The sequence below is a fragment of the Serratia nevei genome (assembly GCF_024160145.1).
Classification (GTDB): domain Bacteria; phylum Pseudomonadota; class Gammaproteobacteria; order Enterobacterales; family Enterobacteriaceae; genus Serratia; species Serratia nevei_A.
This window is the reverse complement of sequence record NZ_JAMYWQ010000183.1, coordinates 1-255: the sequence shown is the minus strand read 5'-3', so window position 1 is coordinate 255 and position 255 is coordinate 1. Positions and strand designations below refer to the sequence as shown.

Sequence of the window (255 nt, the reverse complement as noted above, 5' to 3'; positions counted from 1 at the left end):
AAAGCCAGCACCACAACCATACGTTCCAGATTACCACGGCTCTGCATCCGCAGGCTTTCCACCTGTGCCCCGCCGCTTTTCCAGGCTTTATGAAAGTCTTCTATCAGCCAGCGCCTTTCATAATAATTCAGTATCTGCCGGGCTTCCTCAGCACTCGTGACCGGCTCTGATGTCAACAGATGCCAGCACAGACCGTCCGTTTTTCCCTTTTCCTCACAGTTTACATAATACAACGGAACAGATGTGCCCTGTTTG

The 255-nt window shown here is 51.0% G+C and carries 1 protein-coding gene; it reads right to left on the bottom strand.

Annotated elements, in window-relative coordinates; genetic code table 11:
• Nucleotides 1-255, bottom strand: a 255-nt coding sequence (locus M6G53_RS25760) for a transposase (protein ID WP_253335311.1), incomplete at both ends; no start/stop codon positions are given.